This window comes from Paenibacillus sp. MMO-58, from assembly GCF_037146255.1.
Classification (GTDB): domain Bacteria; phylum Bacillota; class Bacilli; order Paenibacillales; family Paenibacillaceae; genus Pristimantibacillus.
Genome location: NZ_JBBCVY010000006.1, coordinates 310,509 through 332,670, shown reverse-complemented (window position 1 = coordinate 332,670; position 22,162 = coordinate 310,509). Strand labels below are relative to the sequence as shown.

The window sequence follows — 22,162 nt, the reverse complement described above, 5'->3', positions numbered from 1 at the left end:
TTAATAGGAGTGTAACCCTTATGAAAACAATTGCAGTAACAGGCGGCAGCGGCAAGCTGGGCTCGGCACTGATCAAGGAGCTCCAGCTGGAGGGCTACAATGTCACATCGCTGGATACGCAGCGCTCCAACGAGCTGAGGTGCCGGCAAATCAAGGTGGACCTGAACGATTTCGGACAAGTCGTCTCCGCGCTCCATGGAGCCGATGCGGTCATTCATCTGGCTGCGATTCCGGCTCCGCTTGGTTACCCGTATCCGCATATTTTCTCTAATAACGTAGTATCCGGCTACAATATTCTCGAAGCGGCTTCGCTGCTTAATATCCGTAAGGTTGTAGTTGGATCCAGCGAGTCCTCTTACGGATTTGCATGGGCGCCCACCCCGTTCTCGCCGGATTATCTCCCGGTAGACGAGGAGCATCCGCAGCAGCCGCAGGAATGCTATGGCTTATCGAAGATCGTAAACGAGCTGACTGCCGCGATGTTCGACCGCCGTAACGGCATGCAGGTGATCTCGCTCCGCTTCTCCATGATTACGAAGCCGGAGGATTACAAGCATCTTGCGATAAGCAAGCCGGAGGCATTCAAAAATATCTTCTGGAGCTACATCGACATCCGGGATGCCGTCAGCGCCTGCATCGCTTCGCTCAATGTCGAAGACAGAGGCGCAGTCTGCCTCAACATTACAAGCAGCGATACGCTGAGCGACCGGCCAACCGCGCAATTAATCGAGCAGTTCTATCCGGACGTAAAGGATCTGCGCGATCCGTTCCCGGAGCGGACGGCAATCGTCAGCAATAAGGAAGCCGAGAGAGTGCTCGGCTGGAAGCCGCGGCATTCCTGGGCGGACAGCGAATAAACCAAAAAGCCCTGACCGGGTCAAGCGGTCAGGGCTTTTTTTCAACCTCATCCTTTTATAGAGCCAATCATAACTCCCGTAACGAAATGCCTCTGCACAAACGGATACATAATCCATACCGGCAGGCTGGAGACGATAATAATCGCATACTTGATGCTTTCGGCAAGCAGGATTTTATCCTCCAGTCCCACATTGCCGTCAACGGCCGACGATTGGCTGATCATCAAGATTTCGCGCAATACGAGCTGCAGCGGATAATGCGACTCGTCGCGCATATAGATAAGCGCGTTAAAGAACGAATTCCAATGGCCTACCGCGTAGAACAACACCATCACGGCCAGAATCGGCTTCGACAGCGGCAAAATAATGTTCACCAGCAGCCGCCAGTTCGAGCAGCCGTCGATATGGCCCGCCTCCTGGATCTCCCAAGGAATGCTCGATTGGAAATAGGTTCTCATGACGATTAGATTGTACGTCGAGATCGCGCCCGGAACAACAAGCGACCAGATCGTATCCACCATCCCGAGATCCTTCACCAGCAGGTAAGTCGGAATAAGCCCGCCGCTGAAAAACATCGTAAGCGTAATAAGCAGCATTAGCGCTTTCCGTCCGGGAAGGTCAGGCCTCGACAGCGGATAGGCGGCCAAGGTCGTCATTATGATGTTTATGACCGTTCCCACAACAGTGTAAAGGATGGTATTCCGGTAACCAATCCAAACCTCGTTATTATGAAAAATATTCGTATAAGCCTCTATAGTCAGGCCCTTTGGCAGCAGCCATACCCCGCCGTCCAACACCTTAGCCGGGTCGCTGACGGAAGCGCTGACGACAAAAAGCAGTGGGTACAGCACAATAAGAATAATGACTGCGGCAATTGCATACACAACCGCATTAAACAGCCGTTCACTCGTCACTCCCGAGCGGTTGATCATTGGCTTCCCTCCTTACCATAAGCTTGTCTCGGACAGCTTGCGGGCGAACCGGTTCACGAAGAGCAGAAGCGCCAGATTAATGACCGCGTTAAATAGTCCAATCGCGGCGGTATAGCTGTATTCGCCTTTCAGAATGCCCGTCGTATAGACAAAGGTTGAGATGACATCGCTGGCCTCGATATTCATGCTATTCTGCATCAGCAGCACCTTCTCGAAGCCGATATTCATAAAATGGCCGATATCCAGAATAAGCAGAATCACGATAACCGGCACGATGCCGGGCAGGGAGATATGCCAGATCCGCCGCAGCCGGGAAGCCCCGTCCATCTTGGCCGCTTCGTACAGCTGAGGATTAATGCCAACGAGAGCCGCGATGTACATAATCGACTGCCAGCCCATGTTCTGCCAAATGTTCGAGCTGATGAAAATCGGCTTGAACCAAGCGGCCTCCTCGAGGAACCGGATTGGCGTGCCGCCAAACGCCTCGATTAGCCCGTTGACGGGGCCGCTTTTGGGAGACAGGAACAGCTGCAGCATCCCAACGATCACGACAATCGAGATAAAATGCGGAAGGTACGTAATATTTTGCAGCCATTTGCTAAAGCCCCTGCTCGGAAGCTCTTGAATAATGAGAGCCAGAACGATCGGAATCGGGAAGGCAATCAGCAGCGAGAACAAATTGATGGAGATGGTATTCCACAGCAGCCTCCAGAAATAATACGAATCAAAGAAGCGGGTGAAATGCTCGAACCCGACCCATTTGCTGCCTACGATTCCTTTGGCCGGATTAAAGTCCTTAAACGCAATTTGGAGCCCGTACAGCGGACCGTATTGGAACAGAAGATACCAGGCAATAGGAAGCAGGAGCATCAAATATAAATCGTAGCGTCTTGTTATCTTTTTAAACAGCCGGGAGCCGCGCATGGAGCGGCTCCGCGGACTGGTGGTCGGATGATTGGCCTCAGCCGGTCTCATGTGCGACCTCCTTTTTAGTTATTGTTTCACTTTATCGTAGGCATCCTGGTACAGCTTCTGCAGCTCGTCGATCTTCAGCTTTTTCAGCGTAGCCTGGAAGTCATCCCATTTATCAAAGCTAAGCGCGCCGGTAATAAACTTGGTGCTTTGCTCGTCGTAATATTTATCAAGGTCGTTGCGGAGCACGTCCACTTTCTTCGCGGTCTCCTCGTCGAACATCGGAGCGGCATAGCGGACCTCCGGCATGTAAGGATCAAGCTTCTTTTGGGCCTCTTGGACTTGAGGCGGATTAATAAAGGAGGCAACGTTCTCGCTGATGAGATGAGGAGCGCCGCCCCCCGCGTAAGGCGTAATTTTGCCTTGGTTTCCGGTATTCAAAAATTGCTGCGTATAATACGGAATGCCGTCTTTAAGCTCATAGTTCTCGCCTTCCCGGCCGAACCGGAGCAGGGTGGAGCCTTCTTCGCTGTAGAAATAATCGATCCAGCGCATCGTTGCTTCCGGATGCTTGTTCACGGATGTAATAGCGAACGAGCCTAAGTCGCGGGGAACCGGGGAGCCTTGACTCTGCAGGCGGTCTCCGTGCGGACCTTCAAGCGGCGCGATACCGGTGTACTGATCCTGAATCGACAGGAACGCATTGTTGGTCTGATCGAAGAAGAAACCAACGTTGCCCGATCCCTGCTTGGCGATATATTGTGCTTCCGTTTGGGAGAACACTTCCGGGTCAAGCAACTTTTCGCTGTAGAGCTTGTTCAAATATTGAAGCAGCTCCTTGTTGCGGTCATTGCCCATCCAGATTTCCACTTTGCCGTCGACCAGATTGATGTTATAGCCAAGCTGCGTATCAAGGCCAAACGAACCGCTCATCATCGGGATAATTGGCAGGCCTAGACCAACCCCGGCGCTGGCACGGGCCGTCAATGGGATTTCATCCTGCTTTCCATTGCCGTTCGGGTCTTTGTCCCGGAAGGCAACCAGCACATTATACAAATCCTCCGTCGTTTGAGGCTCCTGCAAATTCAGCTTTTTCAGCCAGGCTTGATTAATCCATTTCTTGTCCGTCCGTGCTGCCCCTACCGTAACAACCGTAGGCAGAGCGTAAATATGGCCTTCCGGCGTTTTAATCGCAGATCCAATCTCGGGATATTGCTCCATCAGCTTTTTGAAATTCGGAGCGTAATCATTAATCAGATTTTCCAGCGGAATTAATTGGCCGGCCGTTCCGTAACGGATCGCTTCCAGCGAAGTAAGAGAGGAACGGAACAGGGCGTCGGGCAGCTCATTGGATGCGAACAGCAAATTCTTTTTCTCCTGGAAGCCATCCGTAGGCACTTCGGTAAACTCTACGTCAATGTTGCTTTGCTTGGCATAGTCCTCGAACACGGGCATGTCCTTGAACGGGCCATTCACAGGGGCAATACGCGAGAACATTTTCAGCTTGATCGGCTCCTGCACGATCGGAAAACCGGTTTTGCTGACTTCGCTTGAGGAAGCTTCCTTTGAGTTGTTTTTGTTATCCGCGTCATGGCTTGAGCTGCACCCGGCTAGCGTCAAAGAAAGGGCAAGCATCGCGGACACGGTAATTGTGCTTCGTTGTTTAATCATCATTACAGCATTCTCCTTTAAAACAAAGTATTCAAAGTCGCATAGTTGGATTTGTGGGCTGCATTTAGCATAAAGTAAGCCTTATGAAATAGAAATAACATTTCGTTGTGATCAATTTGGCATTTTGTTAGACGCGAGCAGCTTGCTGCGGTAGTTCGACGGCGACATGCCGGTGTACGTACAGAAGGCTCTCGAGAAGGTATAAAGGTCCGTATAGCCTAGCGAAAGAGAGATATCGGTAATCGATAGAGTCCGGCTCTGCAGCATCTCCACTGCCCGGTCCATCCGCAGCTTGATCAGATATTCGCGGGGACTTATGCCGAAGCTTTGTTTGAACCTGCTGGACAGATGCGAGCGGTGCATGCCGGACCATTCCGCCAGATCCGTTACGCTTATGCCTTCCGCATAATGCGTCTCCATATATTGCAGGCAGGCTTTTAACCAATCTTTCTCCACGTTCACTTCAGGAAGCGGAAGCGATAGCATTTCGAACAGCCGGTACAACAGCGTCTGCAGCTGCAAATCGCCGTCCTTCTGCGAGTTTTTCATCCGTTCCATACACGCCTGCAACTGATTGGCAAGCTCAGCCGTAAGCTTGTTGCGTAAATACGGCTTATGCTCGGTCACTCCGATCCTTCGGACGAGCATCTCCGCTTGCGGGCCGGTGAAGGCCAGCCAATGCATCTTCAGCGGGGACTCGGAATCGTATTGCGTAATCCAGTAGCTGTGCTTCACATCGGGGAACAAGCAGAACAGGCTGCCCTTCGGCAGGATAACGGTCTCGCCCATACTGGACAGCGTAACCGAGCCGTTAAGCACAAAATGAAAGGAGAAGCATTCGATCACCCTTGGTCCAACGCTATAATTCGCCTTCGCGATATTGTGGCCCGTGCGAAGCGGCCAAAGTCCGCCCAGCTTCTCAAATTCGTTAGGCGTGTAATAAAAGATGTCTGCAAATTCATGGCCGTAATCTTTCAAAGGAATTCACCCCGCAAAAAAAGACATAGCAGTGCCAAAGGGGCACATGCTATGTCTCTAGTAGTCTAGTCGACGATCTGTCTATTGTAGCATAGATCGTCATTTCCGTTCAGGGCTAGGCGTAAATCCGGTAGCTGCCGCTTAATGCCAGCAGGCTGAAGAAATAAAGGCAGTTATCGTAATAACGGCGCTCGCCCTTGCGGAGAGGAGTATTCCAGAACAGCTGAACAAAGTAACCGGCGTCCTGACCATCCGCCGCAAGGGAAGCCATGGCATTGGTCGCGAGCAACCCGATAGGATGCAGCGCCGGCTCGTCGAAAGGTTTGCCGTCAATCGTATAACGGCGGTAAGCCGCAACGTCGACCGGACGGAAAAACCGCTGGATCCGGTTCGACTGTCCGACCTGCCACGGATCCTGGCGGAACCATGCCCAGTCTAGACCGATATTGGCCGCTACCCGGTAAGCATCGCTGTAGAAATGGCGGAAGTCGCCATGCCGCTGCACCTCTGCCGGCGTTCCGTCGTAGTTGGCGTACTCCGGCGACAATCCCGTCTCGGGATGGCAAGCCGTACGCAGGTAGGCCCGGCTTGCAGCCGCCGCTTCCCGCCAGAACGGTCTGTCCTCTTCATCCGCCCATAACGCGAACAATTCGTAGAAATGGGGGAGATGGTAGGACGGGTCGCTAAACGGTGATTCCGGCACAAACTTGATCAGCTTGTTTGCCGGCTCCCACATCGGGCTGCCGCCATTGCCGTCTTCGCCCTGGTGGATGCACGCCCGTAAAATCCGTCTTGCCTGCTCCGAGTAATTGTACGGCTCCGGTCCGTCGCCCCAGCGGTTTGCGGCAAAGAACAGCGCCATGGCAAAAAACTCCTCGCCATCCGGCGCAGGCCCTTGGGACAGACGGGTTCCGTCCGTTTTGCAATGCCAAGCGAAATAATCCTTGTAACGTCCTTCCGCGTGCTGCATATAAGTGACGGAGAAGTTCCACAGCCGGTCGAAAATCTCCTTGTCATTCATCTGAACGGCCATCATCATGCCGTAGGACATGCCCTCCGACCGGACATCCACATTACCGGTATCGAGGAAATAACCTTTGTCTTCTCCCATCGGGTAATAAATCCGTACCTCCGGATCACCCTGCAGCAGGTCATTCCAAGCTTGCTTCAGCTTCGCTTGTATCGCTGCCTCGGCATAGCCGAGTTCCTTGAACAAATTCCGGTATTCACCGGTATAATAAGCCCCTTTTTCCAAAGCTGTCATTGTAGTAAAAACCTCCATTTCGTGGTGTATAACCCCATCTTAGCACAGGCGAAACTATACAAATTAAAGCGTTTTCATTGAAAATTATAGATTGCCGCTGTCAGTAGAAAATAAAGTTCAAGACTAGAAAAATAAAGTATTATCTCTAGGCAAATAAAGTTGCAGAATTAGAAAATGGGTTATAAGACTTGCGATCTTTATAGGCAACTTCTGATTTCATGCTAATTTCATAGTTTATTGATATATTTAAGATCTATGAAGTTGCAGGAGGTAAGATAAAATGCGCGTCTTGCTTGCGGAGGACGATGAAACGCTTGGTGAGTTAACTGAGCATCAACTGAAGCGAAGATATCATGTTGTAGATTGGGTAAAGGATGGCTTGCAAGCTAAAGAAGTTATTACAAAAGGTCATTATGATGTCTATGTGCTCGATTGGATGCTTCCCGAGATGACTGGAATAGAACTAGTCAGGGAGATTCGAAGCAAGGATGATCACACTCCAATTCTGCTTTTGACAGCAAGAGATGCTGTACAAGATAGGGTGGAAGGACTGCATGCTGGTGCAGATGACTACATGATAAAGCCTTTTGCATTTGAAGAACTGGAGGCACGGCTTATCGCTTTATTCCGTCGTCAGGAACGTGGTTATCAATCGGATATAATATCCCTTGGGGAAATAACGGCACACTTGAACAGATTGGAAGTAAACCGCGGAGGTATGGCAATTTCACTTACGAGGCGCGAGTTTCAATTACTTGTCTGTTTGATGCGTCATGCTGGACAAGTCCTGTCACGCGAGCAGCTGCTTGATCATGTATGGGGGATCGGCTCGGATGTTACCCTAAACGTCGTTGATGCCACCATCAAACTGCTTAGAAAGAAATTGGATGGTCCGTTTAAGTCGAAGAGCATTCAAAGTGTATATGGTGCTGGCTATCGGCTGACCGTGGACGGGGGCGCACATGTTTAAACAAACAAGAACACGTCTAACGCGTGAATTCTCTCTAACCGTAGGTATTATCTTGATGATAACTGCGGTTTTTTCGCTATGGATGGTACAGAATATGCTGACAATGACAGAGGATAATCAGCTTACAACGTTAAGCGGTCAGTACAAATCAGAATTGCAAAAGTTGCTGGGCTCACCAAAGGGTGATGTCTTGTTCGATTCTTATGAGCATTCAGAAAAGGGTTATGCTCCCTCCGGCTTGCAATTGAATCAAATGGCATGGTTAGTTGATCCGAATGGGCAAATCATTTTTGAATCCCCTTCGGCAAATAAACTGGGTTTAAATGATGAAGCGGCAGAAGAGGTTTTTCCTATGAATGCGCTATTGCCAAGTGTTCTCAAAAAACCTGATCATGACTATCATAATGTTCGAGCGAATGGTCGGACCTTCCGAATGGGAGGGTTGGTCATATCAAGCGGGGAGCTCAATGAATATAGGATTATTGTCGCACAGGAAATAACGAATGATGCTGCACTAATAATGCAATTAAGATGGGCGTTCGCGGGGCTTGCTTTTGTTCTACTGTTAGCTGGCGGAATTGCAGGTTATCTGTTAGCTGGCCGCGCCATGAAACCGATCGCGAATGCTTTTCAAAGACAGGAACAATTCACCAGTGATGCGTCTCATGAGCTTCGAACACCGCTAAGTATATTGAGATCCGCCTATGAAGTGCTTGATGAGCAAAGTGATAAGCTTCCGGAGTTTCATCGTAATGTACTTATGAAGTCGGGGCGAGAAATTCATCATATGAGCCGGCTTGTTGAAAATCTGCTTATACTTGCACGCAGCGACAGTGGTAGGATTGAACTTGCAGTCTCACGTTTCTCTTTGTGGTATACCATTAACCAAGTCATTGAGCAGCTTCAGCCGATCGCCTCGTCAAAGAATGTATCTATGGGATGGGATGCCAGCCAAGGGGGAGCTGCAGAGGACCATGCAATGATTCAGGCGGATGAAGTGCGAATAAGGCAGCTAATCCTCATCCTGGTTGAAAATGCGATACAGTACAATCGTGAAGGCGGCAGGGTAATGGTTGCATTAAATGTAAGCACACAGAAGACGTCCTTCACGGTAAGGGATACGGGGATCGGGATTGAGAATGAGCATTTGCCACATATTTTTGAACGGTTTTACCGCATGGATAAAGCCCGCACGCGTCGTTCCGAAGGAACGGGACTTGGACTTGCAATTGCTAAACAAATTGTGGATGCTCATCACGCAAAGATTGAAGTGTGGACTCAGCCGCAGACAGGGACAACATTTCGGGTAACCCTTCCGAATATTTCATAATCTTTTCAGATTGTTTTCTTATCTTAAACCACGTAGCCTTCTGATGAAGGAAGGCAAATATAAGAAAGGTAGGGATAAACAATGAAGAGAAATTGGAAGCTCGCAAGCGCAGCGTTATTAGTCGCGGTTGCAGTACCAGTATCCGCTTATGCAGCAGATAACAGCCTGAACAACAAATCACAAAAGAAGGCAAGCTATGCGGATGCACAAACAACCAAGCCGGCTGTAAAGCAAGGAGATACAGTCAAAGGTAATAAGTTGAACCTGGATGTGCTGGAAATCGCTAAATCAAAGCTTGGTCTGGATCAAGCTGCATTCCAGCAAGCTCAGAAAGCCGGTAAGTCACTGGCAGACATCGCAAAAGAAAAAGGCAAAGAGGTTCAACCGCTGATTGATGATCTGACCAAGGAAATCAGTGATGAGATTCTAGCTAATCTTGATCCTGAAAAAATCACCGATCAGGAGAAGGAGAATGTACAGAAGAAGGCATCCATGGAGGCAGAACGGATCTTTACTGAACCGCTCAATAAAGAAAGTGCCAAACAAGAAAGTAATGACTGGAACCTGGCAGCGGCGCTTGAATTAATCGGAATCGACAAGGCTGCTTTTGCTGAGCAGGTTCATGCTGGCAAAACATTCGTTGACATTGCAAAAGCCCACAATATAACCCGTCAACAGCTGATAGATGCTCTATTGTCTGATGTGAACGCTAAAACGGATGAACTTAAGGCAAGCGGAGATATCTCTCAGGAGCAGGCAGTTAAAAAAAAGCAGGCAATACTTAATGAAGTAGAAGATTTCGTCGATTATACCCCGGAGTTGTTCGCTAAGAAGGAGAGCTCCACAGCTGTTGATTTTCAACAAATCGCAGCAACTAAGCTTGGTTTAGATAAAGAAGCTTTCCAGAAAGCACTTGAGGCTGGTAAGTCGTTAGCGGATGTTGCTCAAGAACAAGGTAAAGAGGTTCAGCCGTTGATTGATGAACTGACAGGGGAAATCAGTGATGAGATTCAGGCTAAGAGCACTAAGAGTCTTACGGACGAAGAGAAGGAGAACGTGCATAAAAAGGCAGCAATAGAAGCTAAGCGGGTATTCAATTCTCCTCTAAACAAGGAGCGTGAAGTGAAGGAGCAGGGAATTGGTGAATATAATATGAAAGCCGCTTTCGAGCTGTTAGGCATTGAAAAAGTGACTTTCGCCGAACAAGTTCAAGCAGGTAAATCATTTGTGGACATTGCTAAGGACCATGGCATATCCCGTCAGAAGCTCATTGATACATTAATGTCCGACTTTACTGCCAAAATCGCTGCTGTACAAGCAAAAGGCGATATTACACAAGATCAAGCAAATCAGAAAAAGCAAGCTGTGCTGAAAGAGGTTGAGGACTTTGTTGATCATACACAGACAAAGTTTGAGTTAGATGAGAAGTAATAAAATAGGAATGAAGGCTGCCGATGGTGGCGGCCTTTTTAATTAGAATATGAAAGAAGTATCGGGGAAGTGGATGTGGCTAAACGGCAATAAAGACTTCACGATGGATCCATTTAAGAGAGAACGAAAAGTTGATAAGAATATTAGCTAGCGGATGCTTCGATTTTTGCGAGAATCTGGTACAAGTCATTGGTAACGTGTCGGAAGCCCTTGAGTGTGGTGGTCGTTTTTACTTCACTATAAATGAGAGACGCGCAGAATTGCCTTGTCATGATGCAGCCTTTATTGATGCAACTTGTGGACTGACTGATACCCGGATATTTTTCTGGACGTTTGCCGAAACGGCCGCTGCTATTGAGCAGTCCGGACTTCGTCCTCTAACTTATCGACACGCGCTTGGTTGGGATAACGAGGCTTTACAGACAACAATCTACTACGTCTTCTGGGTGGTGGAATATCCGTTATGATGGACCCCCTTTATTATATAGCACGAACTTGAACCCGCCTCCGCAGCGGGTTATTTTTTTGTCTGCTAAATTGTTCATGTAAGCACTAGAGATATGAACCAATTCTATTAAAATCCCAGTAACTTTTAAATGCGGTTGAATAGATTAATAGAGTAGTACAAGTTTAGATGAAAGGGGGAATGACGTTATGGCTGTCAGTAAAAAACAAATTTCGAAATATTACGGCAAGAAGATCTATGCGGTCAAGAAGGACGGAACAATCGTTACAGGAACACTGACACAAGTTCAGGGTAATCGTGTGATTCTTACCCAATTAAGATCGGAAAAAGGGAAAGCAGTAGAAACGAAATGCTTTTTACCACTGTTTTTATTTGATTTGCTAGCAATTGGACTTTTTGACGGTTTTGACGGAGATTTCTTCTTTTAAGCATGAGATCCACAAAAGATTTATCACGGTATAAAAAATCAGCGTTACCGAATTTTAAAACGGTAACGCTGATTTTTTTTATAGACAGCAGGAGAAGTGAGAAAGTATGAAGTGCTTGTCGTCCCACATCGAAGATTTCGGATGACAAGAAAATAAAACAGCGACAGTCCGATTCTTGTCCTGGGCTGTCGCTGTTTTAATTCTAGGCTCACTCTACTTTATGTTATGCCGGCAACCGCCGTGTTCTTCTCCGCGGCCCGGCTGCTATTCCAGGTTCGCATGATTGTTGTACATGGTTGCACCTTGCAGCTCTTGCTGCTGCATTAGGTATAGCACGATCGTATCCAGCAGAAGCAGAAGGCTTTGCTCGAACAAGGTGCCCATCGGCTGGCTGGAGCCTCCCGATGGGCTGTCTTTGGTGACAGCGGGGATCGTTACCCGAGAGGAGGCAGCAGCGCCTAAAGTTGATTCCGGAACAATGGTCACCACGCCAACGGCTGCGCCAATGCTTTGGGCTTTGGCGGCCATGCTTGTCAGCGTTTTGGTCTCGCCGGAGCCCGAGCCGATGAGCAGCAGATCCCCCTCGGCAATACCCGGCGTGACGGTCTCGCCTACGACGTAAGCGCGGAAGCCCATATGCATCAGGCGCATGGCAAACGCCCGCATCATCAGTCCGGAGCGTCCGGCTCCGGCTACAAAAATTTTGTCCGCTTCCGTTATCCGCTTCGTTAAAGCCTCGATCTCGCTTGGATTAACCGCGTCAAGCGTACGTTCCAGCTCTTGAAGAATGGAGGAGGCTGCGCTCAGCGTACTCATTGGCAGTTACCCTTTGATCAGCTGCTGCATTTGAGCGGCAACGGCTTGCTTATCCTCTGCCCCGGTAATGCCGCCGCCAACGATAACCAGATCCGGCTGGGCGCGGATGACTTCAGGCAGCGTTTGAAGCTTAATGCCGCCCGCGATCGCGGTTTTTGCCTGCTTCACAACGCGTTTAATCGTAGCGAGATCCTCGAACGAGTTTTTACCGTCTGCCTGATGATCGTAACCGGAATGTACGCAGATATAATCAACGCCAAGGTTATCGATTTCCGCTGCGCGTGCGGCAATGTCTTTTACGTTGATCATGTCGACCATAATCTTTTTGTTCTGCTTGCGGGCTTCATCAACCGCGCCTTTGATCGTGGAATCGTCGGATACGCCAAGAACCGTGATGATGTCGGCGCCAGCTTCGGAAGCCTTCATCACTTCATAGCCGCCGGCATCCATAATTTTCAGATCGGCCAGTACTTTAAGCGACGGGAATTCGTCTTTGATTTCTTTAACGGCGCGAAGCCCTTCGTTAATGACAACAGGGGTACCAATCTCAACGATATCGATATAAGGGGCAACCTCTTTTACGACTTCCTTTGCCTCCGGAATGTTAACCAGGTCAAGTGCCAATTGCAGTTCCATAGGTTGAATCTCTCCTTTATTTTGGGTGTTGAAAGCGATGAGTTCATATTAGTGGGATACCGAATGTAATGGAAGTACGCACTTTCAAGTAAGTCCGTATCCTGCAGGAAACTATAAAGCGCAAAAAAGCAGACTCCATGCGGAGTCTGCCGGTTTTTTTTGTGACATATGCGGTTTAAATTTCTGCTGCTTGAAGGGAAATCGGCTCAGAGTCCGATGTTCTGCCCAGTACCTCTTCGCCGTAATGCTTGCCCCAGTTGTACATCAGCTTCAGGATCGGCACTAGGCTTTCTCCATGCGGTGTCAGCTTATATTCGACCTTCGGCGGAACAACCGGATAGACGGTCCGCTCGACAAGCTGATCCTCCTCCAGCTCGCGGAGCTGGTTCGTCAGAATCTTTTGCGTGATATGGGGAATGAGCTTTTGCAGCTCGCTGAACCGTTTTGTGCCGTCAATGCCCAGATGCCAGAGGATGATAAGCTTCCATTTGCCTCCGATTAACGCAAGGGTTAGTTCTTTTTCACAGTTGATTTGATCAATCTCAATTCGGGAACGAATATCTTTCGCCAACGTTAAGCACCTCCACTTATCTAACCGTGTCACAATAGATTACAAGATTATCGGGTTCATGTCTATTAAAGATGATGTCGAAAAATATCGGTTTATGGTATGATCGGAAATATTGCCTATATTATGGTAAAAAAGGTGGAGAACAAATGGATTATATGGAGACCCTGCACCGGAGAAACAAGCTGCTTGTGAATATCATATGGGTCATGCTGTTACTCGGCGTAGCCGTTGATTTTCTGACCGGGGCGGGGATGGATTCGATTATCGTCCTTGCTATCGTAGGTACGCTTACTTGCGGCGCAACTACGATTCTGGTCTATAAACACTGGTTAACGAACTATATTATGTATTTCATCTCAACGATTGTTACCGTGCTTACGCTGCTGTTATTGTTAACCGGACCGATCATTACGACTTATTTTCTCGTGTATGTCAATCTGGCCATCATGACGCTTTACGGCAACTCCAAGGCGATTGGGTATTCCGGATTAATGGGCATCCTTCTGACGGTTTATTGCTACGTGAGTCCGGATAAGACCGAGATTTTCGGCGATAACGCTCCAACCACGATGTTTATGTATTTCTTTATGGTGGCGGTTCCGCTATACGTATCGACCAAGTTCAGCGAGCGGCTGCAGCATAATATTATTGAGCAAGGCGAGCAGGCGATACTGGAAAATAAACGGTCGCTGGAGCTTGTGGGGCAGGTCTCTTCCTCGGCGGCGCAACTGAATTCGTTTAGCACGAACCTGAAGTCAAATATGACAACGGCCGGTTCGATTTCCAAGGAAGTTACCTCGGCCTTCTCAGAAATTACGTCAAGCATGGAAGCTCAATCGTCCAGCATGAATGACATCAGCGAATCGATCCGCCATATCGAAGCTTCCGTGTCGTCGCTTGCGAACCGCTCCACCGCGATGAAAGAGCTATCGGCAAGCTCCGCTCTCTTAACCAAAGCAGGAAGCGAAGGAACCGCTGATCTTGAGCACGAGATGAAACGCGTTAACGAAACGATCGATACCTCCGTGCTGCTCATGAATGAGCTTGGCGAGCAGAATGCGAGCATCAGCGAGATTGTAGCAACCATTAAGCATATTTCAACTCAGACGAACCTGCTTGCTTTGAACGCGGCAATTGAAGCGGCACGCGCAGGCGAGCATGGCAAAGGCTTTGCCGTTGTCTCGCATGAAATCCGTAAGCTTGCGGAGACATCACAGCAGTCAACGGAGCAGATCGAGCACATTTTGGAGAGTATCCGTACGAAGACGATACTGGCGGCAGAGCAGGTACTGGAAGGGCAGCAGTCCGTTGCTCTCAGTACGGCGGCAGGCCGCAAGGTAGCCGATGTGATGCGGGCTTTGGCGTCAGACGCCAATAAGCTGGTGAGCGATTCAGGCGAGGTCGACTATTCGGCGGAACAGCTTCAGGAGCAATATACGAGGATTACCGGCCAGATCGTAACGATTGCCGGTTCTACGGAGCAGAATATGGCGGCGATCCAGGAAATGTCGGCCAGCATGACGACGCAGGACAGCCGGATTGTTGAGATTGTCGAGAGCTTCCTGCAGCTGGACAAGCTGACCTCCGATTTGAACGAGATGACGGAACGGAGAACAAGGGAATAGGGTGAAAAGTCAATGAGGCCACCGCTTCATTGGCTTTTTTCTTTGCGCATATTAAGGCTGAATTAAGCTTTTGAGCGGTTTGAATAGGAATTCATCTACGGTAGGAGTACCCGGCGTATCCGGAACATCGAGAAACAAGAATATCCAGATAACCGCCAGGAGGGAGAGGAACACCGCTTTTTCCTTGGTTCCCCATTTTTTTAACTTCGGCCATTCAAGCCATAAGATCAAGGAGGTTCCCAAGGTAATGAATATAATAAACTGCAGCCTCATTTTATTGCCCCTCTTCATATGGCATTCCGCCGGGTGCGTTAATTAAGCCCGGTTTTTTAATATCGGTTTTAACATCGATGATGATTTTGATTTTAGCGAACTGCTCATCCCATTGCCCCTTTACCCGCTCCCATTCTCTTGGATATTTCTTGTGATAAACGGTGGCGAACTGAACGGCGTCCGCTTTTAATTGCTGCAAATAGAGGACGGAAGTCTCAATCCGATGATGAATATCCTCGCGGAATGCCCGGTTCATTTCCTCGAGAACCTCGGGCTTCATTGGATCCATGCTTGTATTGTTCTGAATAATGCTTCCCATGGATTGAACTTTAATGGTCATCGACCAGTTATTCCCGTCGATATGGGGGGTCAATCGTACTTTTGTTTTTACAGGATGCAAGGAAACCTGCTTCCCCCCGACATCGAACGTTACGCTGTACTCCGAGATAGCGTTATTAACCAGCAGGACTCCCCGCAGTCTCTTTTCCGTAAGCTCGCCGGACAGCTTGCCCTTCTTCAGGACAGCGGCACCTCGCATATAAGGGATGGTTTGGGTAGGCTTGTCCGCCAGCTTGGATGGCGGCAGTATGTAGACCAACGGAAGGGCAGTGATCTCGGAATCCCCCTTCAGCTCCATACTCATTTGCTCCATCGTTACAAGCAGCCCGTCATGCAGATTGGAGATCTCGCGCAAAACCTCCGATGAGGTGCGTTCAATTGGCGGGATCAGGTTAAGAGCTTCTGCGGCCTTCCCTTTGCTGATCATCATATAAGCCCGTTCCCGGGGCTCGGGATGCCGGACGAGAAAATCAAACTCCTCGCGAATCCCGCTTCTCGCCAGCTCCTCGCTGAAAATAAAAATTTTGCATTGTCCCCAAAACAGCCTTCTTGGCATTTTGCGTTGAAGCTTGGACAGGGCATCCTCGATATTGATTCCTTCCGCAGAGCGCGTAGTGACCCGGGGGCCGCCGCCGCCGACTCCAGCTGTTTGTTGTCCGCTCCCTTGATTTTGAGGAATAATGATCTGCGCGGTAACCAAAATTTTATTATTGATCCCTTTGTCAAAGGTTGTTGCCGATATGAGCGCAAGATCATTCAGCTCGGTTCGGTCCCAGCATCCGGTGAGCGTTAACATGGAAATACTAATCATCATAGCGATCATTACCTTTCTCATGTGACAATCTTGCTCCATTGTTTTCTGCACAGGGCGATAATCAGCAGCAGGAACGGAACGACAAGCATGAAGGTAGACAAATGAAACGATCCGACCGTGGCGAGAAATCCGGCCATCTTGAAGAAGCTGGGGATATCCCAGAAGCAGTGAATAACAATCAGAATGCCAATTGGAAACACAAAGGGCTTGTAGTCCTTCAGGTTAAAGCAGGAAGTGAAGGACAATACGGCAGCGTAATAAACGGCCGCGATTTTTATGAAGTTGCCAACGACCCACATGGCCAGAAGCAAAGCCTCCAGATTCTCGAAAAAATCGGCACGGGAGATATACCGAAAAGTCGTTAATACCGGATACACCTTATTGGCCGTATCGGGACCAAGCACGAACAATGCGATCAGACAAACATAGGTTAAGCTGGCAGAGACGGCTAAGAGTGAAAGGAAGCTGTATTTAACCGTTTTATTCTTATCAATAACGCTGGGAAGGAAGAAGGCGATAATGAAAAATTCGGAATACCACGAGATCGGTGCCAATGATCCCTTTATAACCGGAATAATGCCATGGCTCATAAACGGCAGAATATGGCTTATATCGAAATCCGGTATTAATAACAGCAAGAAAAATAACGGCAAAATAAAAAGCGGGGTTAACAATAACGCGCATCTGACCACCAGTTCAACACCGCCGCGTACAGCAAATGCAGCCAGCAGAACCATTAAGATCACTAGGCAGAACATAGGCGTCTTGAATAGGTAATTGCCTGTGACAAATTCGGCATATTCTCTGGAGACAATGCCGCAGGTAAATACGAAAAATTGAAAATAGACAAGCCCCAGAACTTTTCCGGGTACTTTGCCAATAATGCGTTCACTGTATTGAACCAGATTTTTATCCGGGTACAGGCGATGCAGCTTAATCGAGATGGCAAGCACGATTCCGCCTGCTAATATGGCAATAATAGGTGCCAGCCAGAAGTCGTTCATGGCGTAATGGGCAGAGATTGCGGGAATCGTTATAAAACCGGTTGCCAATATAACCGAGTACATCAGAAGCGACATTTGAAAAGAAGTAATTTTCCCATTGTCCATTCCAGATCACCAATCCCTTTCATTCGTCATTCGTGCCCTGCCCCGGATTCGGCATTTGGCCCTGCGCCTGCCGGTATTTATTTGCCGTTCTGATGAGCTCGGGCCTTGCGTCCATCATCCAGATTGGCGACCGGATCAGAATATCTCTTAATTCACTCTTCACCACTCCGGATAAATAAGGCACATTGAAGGATTTCAGACTGCACAAGTGGATCACAAGGGCGATCAGACCCGACATAATGCCGAGAAGTCCAAGCGACCCCGCCAGCAGGATAAACGGGAACCGCAGCAGCCGTATAGGGAGTCCGGTTATATAACGCGGAATCATAAAGGAAGAAATGCCGGTAATCGCGACAATGATAACCATTGGAGCCGAAACCAGGCCGGCTTGAACGGCAGCCTGCCCGATAACAAGCGCTCCCACGATACTGACGGCCGCACCGATTTGCTTGGGCAGTCTTACCCCGGCCTCACGCAAGGCTTCGAATGTAATCTCCATCAGCAGCGCTTCAACCAGCGCGGGGAAAGGCACGGCTTCGCGAGAGGTTGCCATGCTGAATAACAACGAACCAGGCACCATCTCCTGATGGAAAGTGAGCAAGGCAACATAAATGGAAGGCAGCAAAAGGGAGATGGCGGCGAAAAAATAACGCAGCCACCTGATGGCCGTACTGAACATAAACCGCTGGTAATAATCCTCCGCCGACTGCATAAGCGAAAAAAAGGTGATCGGTACAATTAATGCAAAAGGCGTTCCTTCCGTCAGTATAACAACCCGGCCTTCAAGCAGGTTGCCGCTGACGACGTCAGGTCTCTCCGTGCTTAAGATTTGCGGGAATGGCGAGAGCGGGTAATCTTCAATTAATTCCTCGATATAGCCGCTTTCGAGAATACCGTCGATCTGTATGCTCCCAAGACGCTCCTTGACTTCGCTTATCAGCTCAGGTGCTGCCAAGCCTTCAATATAGGCAATGATAATGCTTGTCTGCGTATATTCGCCGATGCAAAAGGAGTCCATTTTTAGCAAGGGGCTTTTAATGATCCGGCGAATAAGGGCTGTATTGACCCGTAATGTCTCCGTAAAGCCTTCCCGCGGTCCTCTAATGACAGATTCGGCGGTAGGTTCTTCAATGGATCGGGTTTGCCAGCTGCTCAAGCCAAACGCAAGTCCTTGGGGTTCATCATTCAGGAATAGCACAGGCTCCCCAATCGATAAATGCTTAATAGCCTCTTCAAAGGTAGACAAGAGTTTGGACGAAGCGGAAGTGATCAGATGCTCAGCCATGTATCCGACCGAAATCGTATCGCCACTAAATCCCGTAAGCGGCTCAATCACCGTCTGCTCGATTCTTGAAGCATTGGCAAGTCCGTCGATGTAATAAATAACGGCCTGATTGCTATCCCCGATCGGCAAGTAACGGACATGGAAATCGGAGCATCTTGAATAAACCCCTTCAAGCTGCTGTTTGTTCAGCTCCAGGTTCGGATGGAGAGGGTGCTGCTCACCCTGCTTAATGATGTTTGGGTTGATTTGCGCCGTTCTTTTGCCAAATGCTCGTGAAAGTCTAGATTTTCTCATAAATTTACTTTTTGCAGAATGAGTATGTCCTATTCGTGGACATCGGCATATTTTTACAGCCGTTCTAGCTAGTCCGTCGGATATGGAAAATAGGTTTAAAAATTAATATAAATAACAAAATTTTGGTATTTTCAACTGTTGGTTTGTCGATTATATTGAAAATTATTCAGGCCTTCCCCATCATGTCAACGATCGGAGAAGGTCTTGTCGTGCTCGGCAAATGGACAATTGGAGATGATAACGTGGTAGTTTTCATTTCGCTTATTTTCATTATTGCGGGAGTTATGGGATGGCTGTTCCCGTCTTTGAGCTGGCATATGAAGCATGGCTGGGCCGTGGACGGCAATTCGGGTCCAAGCGATAACTATATCTTTTTCAGCAGATTCGGAGCCGTTATCGTATTAGGCTGGGGGATTTACATTCTAATTACCGGAGATTTGGGCAAGCTCAGTTCATAGAAGAGGCGAGGGGATTAGGATGAGAAGAATACCGATGGAGCGTCCGACGGACCACTACGATGCCCGTTTATTCAAGATTGACGAGCAGCTCTGCGCTCTGCTGGAAGAACGAAGAGAGATTTCGAACCAGAACCCGGGGTTTCCGCCCTTTAAAAGCATTGAGAGCTGGGCTGATCGTTATCGCCTGTACCCGGATTTGTTGAAATCCTTATTCAGCTTGTTATTGAATGAAGAGGTTTATCTGCCGCTGGCCGAGCCATCGGGCTTCCGCAAGCATCTGCCCGTCCTCCGGTGCGAGGAGAACGAGGACAAAGTCTATACCTTGTCCGGCATAAGACAATATGAGAACGCAAGCGTCGTAAACTTGAGCATACATGGAGACTACAGAGAAGGCGAAATGGAGTCAGTACGCATGCATACTTACATCGAGCTGGAGCTGGGCGAAGGTTATCATTGTTATGTAGATCAGGGAACAAGCTCCGGGGGTAACTCCGCCTACGGCTTTGTTGTTTCTCCCGCACTGCCGGACGATCTTGCCGGTATTACCTTTGTATTCACCGAATACGAAAGGCCTTTAAAGAGGAAGCCGACAGGCATAGAGATTGTTTTTCGAATGGAATAATAGACCCTTCAAAAAGACGTGTCAAAAACGAGTGTGAGAAAAAGGCCTTACCGGTCGAATTCCGGTAAGGCCTTCTTCCATTATTGCTGGCGCTCGAGAGCGTCGATTCCAAGCGCGACCGATCCGCATAGACCGGCGTTATCGCCAAGTCCTGGCGGCACGATATAAGAATCAATGCCTTCGCGCAGCGCTTCGTGCGAAGCGTAGCCGTTCAGGTTCTTCTGTACTTCCGCGCGGATCAGCGGGAACAGCTGCTCCTGATGCATAACGCCGCCGCCAAGGATAACCTTTTTCGGAGACAGCAGCAGAATCGCGCTGGAAATGGCTTGACCGAGATAGAAAGCTTCCATCTGCCATGCCGGATGATCCTTCGTCAGCTCGTCTGCCTTCACGCCCCAGCGTTGTCCAATAGCGGGACCTGCCGCCATGCCCTCCAGGCAGTCGCCATGGTAAGGGCAGAAGCCGGCGAACGTATCTTCCGGGTGTCTGCGGGTAAGAACGTGGCCGCCTTCCGGATGCAGCAGGCCATGTACAAGCTTGCCTTCCGTGTAAACGCCAACGCCAATACCTGTACCTACCGTATAATAAAGCGCGCTATTAAGCCCTTTTGCCGCGCCCCATTTGGCTTCGCCAAATGCCGCCGCGTTTACGTCCGTGTCCCAGCCATATGGAACGGGAAGCTCGCGCTTCATCGTGCCAAGGAAATCGTATCCGGACCAGCCTGGTTTAGGGGTTGTCGTAACAAACCCATAGGTAGGGCTGGCAGGATCAATATCGATCGGTCCAAAGGTGCCGATACCGATAGCTTCAACCTGCTTGTCGCGGAAGTAGTTCAGGACCTCGCGCAGCGTGGAATCCGGGTGCTCGGTCGGCAAGCTGATCCGTTCTTTGATTTCACCGTGTTCGTTGCCGATACCGCATACAAACTTTGTTCCGCCTGCTTCAATTGCTCCAATACGCAAGTTCGTTGCCTCCTTAAAAGAATTATCGCACGAACGGCCTCGTTATTGGCTGTACGTGGTAAATCTTGCTTCGTAAGCATAGGTGTTAAAAGAATTGCCACACGAACGGCCTCGTTTTTGGCCGTACGTGGTAAATCTTGCTTCGTAAGCTGCAGTCTGTTATTCGTGCGAAATAATAAGCTCAAGCCGGCCGCGAAGCGTAAAGCTTCCGAAGCCCAGCGGAATAATGAAATGATCGCCTTTTTTCAGAGGGTAGCTGCCCGTGGAAGTCTCCAGCTCGCCAGTTCCGTCAAGGACGCTGCAGATCGTGAATTTAACCGGCTCCGGGAATGCCGTTTCGCCGTTCACGTTCCATTTTTGAACCGTAAAGAAGCTGTTGGATACAAAGGTAGTCACCTCGGTACCGCCAACGGTTTCCGTGGAGAAGGATGTCTCTGCATCCACATGAGGCACGGTAGTGACTTCAATGCCTTTGTCCAGATGAAGTTCGCGTGTCGCGCCTTTTTCGTCTTTACGGTCATAATCGTAAATCCGGTAAGTGGTGTCCGAGCTTTGCTGCGTTTCCAGTACTTGAATGCCTTTGCCAAGCGCATGGAGAGTGCCGCTAGGAACATAGAAGAAATCGCCCGGCTTCACGGTTACCTTCGTCAGAAGCTGATTCCACTGGCCTGCGTCGACCATTTGCTTGAATTGCTCTTTCGTAGCCGCGGAATGGCCGTAAATAATTTCAGCACCGGGCTCGCAGCCAAGAATGTACCAGCATTCGGTCTTGCCAAGCTCGCCGTTCTCGTTCACCTGCGCATAAGCATCATCCGGATGCACCTGCACGGACAGATCGTCCGAGGCGTCGAGGATTTTGGTCAGGAGCGGGAATTTAACCGCTTTGGAGCCGAACAGCTGCGGCTCTTGCTCCCACAGCTCGCCAAGCTTAAGCCCTTTGTAAGGACCGTTATGAACAACGCTTTGACCGTTAGGGTGAGCGGAGACTGCCCAGCATTCCCCGGTGCGATCAGACGGAATATCGTAATGGAATTGCTCTCTTAATTGCTTGCCGCCCCAAATTCGTTCTTGAAATACAGGTTCCAGAAAAATCGGTTGATTCGCCAATCTTGATCCCTC

At 49.2% G+C, this 22,162-nt stretch carries 23 protein-coding genes; 9 read left to right on the top strand and 14 right to left on the bottom strand.

Annotation, left to right across the window (positions count from 1 at the left end):
• Positions 1 to 20 precede the first annotated feature (20 nt).
• Positions 21 to 857, top strand: coding sequence for an NAD-dependent epimerase/dehydratase family protein (locus WFJ73_RS19920; protein WP_336774707.1), 837 nt, complete (start codon positions 21 to 23; stop codon positions 855 to 857).
• Positions 858 to 904: 47 nt separating this feature from the next.
• On the opposite strand, the gene WFJ73_RS19915 is transcribed toward WFJ73_RS19920, so the two are convergent.
• From WFJ73_RS19915 to WFJ73_RS19895, 5 genes are all read right to left on the bottom strand, one after another.
• A complete protein-coding gene (locus WFJ73_RS19915; protein WP_336774706.1) occupies positions 905 to 1,789 on the bottom strand; it encodes a carbohydrate ABC transporter permease in 885 nt (294 codons plus the stop codon).
• A gap of 12 nt (positions 1,790 to 1,801) precedes the next feature.
• Entirely contained in the window at positions 1,802 to 2,713 is a 912-nt protein-coding gene (locus tag WFJ73_RS19910; RefSeq protein WP_442955972.1) for an ABC transporter permease, read from the bottom strand.
• A 69-nt stretch (positions 2,714 to 2,782) separates the two neighbouring features.
• Positions 2,783 to 4,372, bottom strand: a complete 1,590-nt coding sequence (locus tag WFJ73_RS19905) for an extracellular solute-binding protein (protein ID WP_336774775.1) — start codon at positions 4,370 to 4,372, stop codon at positions 2,783 to 2,785.
• Positions 4,373 to 4,483: 111 nt separating this feature from the next.
• Positions 4,484 to 5,350, bottom strand: a complete 867-nt coding sequence (locus WFJ73_RS19900) for an AraC family transcriptional regulator (protein ID WP_336774704.1) — start codon at positions 5,348 to 5,350, stop codon at positions 4,484 to 4,486.
• 115 nt (positions 5,351 to 5,465) lie between these two features.
• Positions 5,466 to 6,614: a glycosyl hydrolase family 8 gene (locus WFJ73_RS19895; RefSeq protein WP_336774703.1), complete on the bottom strand. Its 1,149-nt coding sequence runs from the start codon at positions 6,612 to 6,614 to the stop codon at positions 5,466 to 5,468.
• A gap of 280 nt (positions 6,615 to 6,894) precedes the next feature.
• Between WFJ73_RS19895 and WFJ73_RS19890 the strand changes: the two genes are divergently transcribed.
• The 5 genes from WFJ73_RS19890 to WFJ73_RS19870 all read left to right on the top strand — a co-directional run bounded on the left by WFJ73_RS19890 (position 6,895) and on the right by WFJ73_RS19870 (position 11,239).
• On the top strand, positions 6,895 to 7,584 hold the full coding sequence (locus WFJ73_RS19890) for a response regulator transcription factor (protein ID WP_336774702.1): 690 nt from the start codon (positions 6,895 to 6,897) through the stop codon (positions 7,582 to 7,584).
• Positions 7,577 to 8,914 (top strand): sensor histidine kinase, encoded by a 1,338-nt coding sequence (locus WFJ73_RS19885; protein WP_336774701.1) that lies wholly within the window; start codon positions 7,577 to 7,579, stop codon positions 8,912 to 8,914. Before WFJ73_RS19890 ends, WFJ73_RS19885 begins: the two co-directional genes overlap by 8 nt.
• Before the next feature lie 81 nt (positions 8,915 to 8,995).
• A complete protein-coding gene (locus WFJ73_RS19880) occupies positions 8,996 to 10,345 on the top strand; it encodes a hypothetical protein (protein ID WP_336774700.1) in 1,350 nt (449 codons plus the stop codon).
• A gap of 131 nt (positions 10,346 to 10,476) precedes the next feature.
• On the top strand, positions 10,477 to 10,812 hold the full coding sequence (locus tag WFJ73_RS19875) for a hypothetical protein (protein ID WP_336774699.1): 336 nt from the start codon (positions 10,477 to 10,479) through the stop codon (positions 10,810 to 10,812).
• A gap of 187 nt (positions 10,813 to 10,999) precedes the next feature.
• Positions 11,000 to 11,239, top strand: coding sequence for a hypothetical protein (locus WFJ73_RS19870; RefSeq protein ID WP_336774698.1), 240 nt, complete (start codon positions 11,000 to 11,002; stop codon positions 11,237 to 11,239).
• 264 nt (positions 11,240 to 11,503) lie between these two features.
• Here the strand turns inward: WFJ73_RS19870 and hxlB are convergent, their stop codons facing one another.
• The 3 genes from hxlB to WFJ73_RS19855 form a co-directional block, all read right to left on the bottom strand.
• Positions 11,504 to 12,055, bottom strand: coding sequence for a 6-phospho-3-hexuloisomerase (gene hxlB, locus WFJ73_RS19865; RefSeq protein ID WP_336774697.1), 552 nt, complete (start codon positions 12,053 to 12,055; stop codon positions 11,504 to 11,506).
• Between the two features lie 6 nt (positions 12,056 to 12,061).
• Complete coding sequence (gene hxlA, locus WFJ73_RS19860; protein WP_015842808.1) at positions 12,062 to 12,691, bottom strand: 3-hexulose-6-phosphate synthase; 630 nt, start codon at positions 12,689 to 12,691, stop codon at positions 12,062 to 12,064.
• 175 nt (positions 12,692 to 12,866) lie between these two features.
• Positions 12,867 to 13,262, bottom strand: a complete 396-nt coding sequence (locus WFJ73_RS19855) for a winged helix-turn-helix transcriptional regulator (RefSeq protein ID WP_336774696.1) — start codon at positions 13,260 to 13,262, stop codon at positions 12,867 to 12,869.
• A gap of 146 nt (positions 13,263 to 13,408) precedes the next feature.
• Here WFJ73_RS19855 and WFJ73_RS19850 point away from each other — a divergent pair, with 146 nt between their 5' ends.
• Positions 13,409 to 14,887 (top strand): methyl-accepting chemotaxis protein, encoded by a 1,479-nt coding sequence (locus WFJ73_RS19850; protein ID WP_336774695.1) that lies wholly within the window; start codon positions 13,409 to 13,411, stop codon positions 14,885 to 14,887.
• Positions 14,888 to 14,938: 51 nt separating this feature from the next.
• Here the strand turns inward: WFJ73_RS19850 and WFJ73_RS19845 are convergent, their stop codons facing one another.
• The 4 genes from WFJ73_RS19845 to WFJ73_RS19830 are packed head-to-tail and all read right to left on the bottom strand — an operon-like array spanning position 14,939 to position 19,001.
• Complete coding sequence (locus tag WFJ73_RS19845) at positions 14,939 to 15,160, bottom strand: hypothetical protein (RefSeq protein WP_336774694.1); 222 nt, start codon at positions 15,158 to 15,160, stop codon at positions 14,939 to 14,941.
• A 1-nt stretch (position 15,161) separates the two neighbouring features.
• Entirely contained in the window at positions 15,162 to 16,334 is a 1,173-nt protein-coding gene (locus WFJ73_RS19840; protein ID WP_336774693.1) for a Ger(x)C family spore germination protein, read from the bottom strand.
• Positions 16,331 to 17,422: a GerAB/ArcD/ProY family transporter gene (locus WFJ73_RS19835; RefSeq protein WP_336774692.1), complete on the bottom strand. Its 1,092-nt coding sequence runs from the start codon at positions 17,420 to 17,422 to the stop codon at positions 16,331 to 16,333. Before WFJ73_RS19835 ends, WFJ73_RS19840 begins: the two co-directional genes overlap by 4 nt.
• Positions 17,423 to 17,441: 19 nt before the next feature.
• Positions 17,442 to 19,001, bottom strand: a complete 1,560-nt coding sequence (locus WFJ73_RS19830; RefSeq protein WP_336774691.1) for a spore germination protein — start codon at positions 18,999 to 19,001, stop codon at positions 17,442 to 17,444.
• A gap of 182 nt (positions 19,002 to 19,183) precedes the next feature.
• Here WFJ73_RS19830 and WFJ73_RS19825 point away from each other — a divergent pair, with 182 nt between their 5' ends.
• On the top strand, positions 19,184 to 19,459 hold the full coding sequence (locus WFJ73_RS19825; protein WP_336774690.1) for a DUF6199 family natural product biosynthesis protein: 276 nt from the start codon (positions 19,184 to 19,186) through the stop codon (positions 19,457 to 19,459).
• A 19-nt stretch (positions 19,460 to 19,478) separates the two neighbouring features.
• Positions 19,479 to 20,081 (top strand): hypothetical protein, encoded by a 603-nt coding sequence (locus WFJ73_RS19820; RefSeq protein ID WP_336774689.1) that lies wholly within the window; start codon positions 19,479 to 19,481, stop codon positions 20,079 to 20,081.
• A gap of 80 nt (positions 20,082 to 20,161) precedes the next feature.
• Here the strand turns inward: WFJ73_RS19820 and WFJ73_RS19815 are convergent, their stop codons facing one another.
• Together WFJ73_RS19815 and manA are read right to left on the bottom strand one after the other, a co-directional pair.
• Positions 20,162 to 21,043 carry an ROK family protein gene (locus tag WFJ73_RS19815; protein WP_336774688.1) on the bottom strand — a complete coding sequence of 294 codons (882 nt, stop codon included), beginning with the start codon at positions 21,041 to 21,043 and terminating at the stop codon, positions 20,162 to 20,164.
• A gap of 159 nt (positions 21,044 to 21,202) precedes the next feature.
• Positions 21,203 to 22,150, bottom strand: coding sequence for a mannose-6-phosphate isomerase, class I (gene manA, locus WFJ73_RS19810; protein ID WP_336774687.1), 948 nt, complete (start codon positions 22,148 to 22,150; stop codon positions 21,203 to 21,205).
• Positions 22,151 to 22,162: the final 12 nt, after the last annotated feature.

What these genes read in the sequence shown, in the direction of transcription:
- WFJ73_RS19850 (WP_336774695.1), top strand. Translation starts at nt 13,409, where the DNA reads ATGGATTATATGGAGACCCTGCACCGGAGAAACAAGCTGCTTGTGAAT.
- WFJ73_RS19830 (WP_336774691.1), bottom strand. Translation starts at nt 19,001, where the DNA reads ATGAGAAAATCTAGACTTTCACGAGCATTTGGCAAAAGAACGGCGCAA.
- WFJ73_RS19845 (WP_336774694.1), bottom strand. Translation starts at nt 15,160, where the DNA reads ATGAGGCTGCAGTTTATTATATTCATTACCTTGGGAACCTCCTTGATC.
- WFJ73_RS19880 (WP_336774700.1), top strand. Translation starts at nt 8,996, where the DNA reads ATGAAGAGAAATTGGAAGCTCGCAAGCGCAGCGTTATTAGTCGCGGTT.
- hxlA (WP_015842808.1), bottom strand. Translation starts at nt 12,691, where the DNA reads ATGGAACTGCAATTGGCACTTGACCTGGTTAACATTCCGGAGGCAAAG.
- hxlB (WP_336774697.1), bottom strand. Translation starts at nt 12,055, where the DNA reads ATGAGTACGCTGAGCGCAGCCTCCTCCATTCTTCAAGAGCTGGAACGT.
- WFJ73_RS19890 (WP_336774702.1), top strand. Translation starts at nt 6,895, where the DNA reads ATGCGCGTCTTGCTTGCGGAGGACGATGAAACGCTTGGTGAGTTAACT.
- WFJ73_RS19840 (WP_336774693.1), bottom strand. Translation starts at nt 16,334, where the DNA reads ATGAGAAAGGTAATGATCGCTATGATGATTAGTATTTCCATGTTAACG.
- WFJ73_RS19915 (WP_336774706.1), bottom strand. Translation starts at nt 1,789, where the DNA reads ATGATCAACCGCTCGGGAGTGACGAGTGAACGGCTGTTTAATGCGGTT.
- WFJ73_RS19835 (WP_336774692.1), bottom strand. Translation starts at nt 17,422, where the DNA reads ATGGACAATGGGAAAATTACTTCTTTTCAAATGTCGCTTCTGATGTAC.
- WFJ73_RS19870 (WP_336774698.1), top strand. Translation starts at nt 11,000, where the DNA reads ATGGCTGTCAGTAAAAAACAAATTTCGAAATATTACGGCAAGAAGATC.
- WFJ73_RS19905 (WP_336774775.1), bottom strand. Translation starts at nt 4,372, where the DNA reads ATGATTAAACAACGAAGCACAATTACCGTGTCCGCGATGCTTGCCCTT.
- WFJ73_RS19820 (WP_336774689.1), top strand. Translation starts at nt 19,479, where the DNA reads ATGAGAAGAATACCGATGGAGCGTCCGACGGACCACTACGATGCCCGT.
- WFJ73_RS19825 (WP_336774690.1), top strand. Translation starts at nt 19,184, where the DNA reads ATGTCAACGATCGGAGAAGGTCTTGTCGTGCTCGGCAAATGGACAATT.
- WFJ73_RS19885 (WP_336774701.1), top strand. Translation starts at nt 7,577, where the DNA reads ATGTTTAAACAAACAAGAACACGTCTAACGCGTGAATTCTCTCTAACC.
- WFJ73_RS19910 (WP_442955972.1), bottom strand. Translation starts at nt 2,713, where the DNA reads ATGCGCGGCTCCCGGCTGTTTAAAAAGATAACAAGACGCTACGATTTA.
- WFJ73_RS19920 (WP_336774707.1), top strand. Translation starts at nt 21, where the DNA reads ATGAAAACAATTGCAGTAACAGGCGGCAGCGGCAAGCTGGGCTCGGCA.
- WFJ73_RS19895 (WP_336774703.1), bottom strand. Translation starts at nt 6,614, where the DNA reads ATGACAGCTTTGGAAAAAGGGGCTTATTATACCGGTGAATACCGGAAT.